1 protein-coding gene is annotated in these 286 nt (G+C 33.2%); it reads left to right on the top strand.

Translation table 11 applies throughout. The annotated features are described in order from the left end of the window. Window positions 1-286, top strand: a 286-nt coding sequence (locus MD536_RS21390; protein WP_239603817.1) for a hypothetical protein, incomplete at both ends; no start/stop codon positions are given.

The raw sequence follows: 286 nt of genomic DNA, 5'->3' as shown, positions 1-286 counted from the left end.
TTTAATCATTCAAGATGAACTTCATTTAATAAATGGACCATTAGGAAGTTTAGTGGGAATTTATGAGACCACTGTTGAATCACTATCTACGATGAATATCGGTGATATCGTTCTGAAACCAAAAATTATTGCATCAACGGCTACGATAAGACGAGCCAGAGAACAGGTTTGGAATTTATTTGGGAGAAATATTAAACGTTTTCCCTCTCCAGGGACACAATTTTCAGATTCATTCTTTATTCAAGAAATCGAGGATTTTGAAAAAGCAAAATTATTCATTGGATTT

Source organism: Flavihumibacter cheonanensis (genome assembly GCF_022352215.1).
In the GTDB taxonomy this organism is placed as follows: Bacteria; Bacteroidota; Bacteroidia; order Chitinophagales; family Chitinophagaceae; genus Flavihumibacter; species Flavihumibacter cheonanensis.
This window is presented reverse-complemented; position numbering and strand designations above follow the sequence as displayed.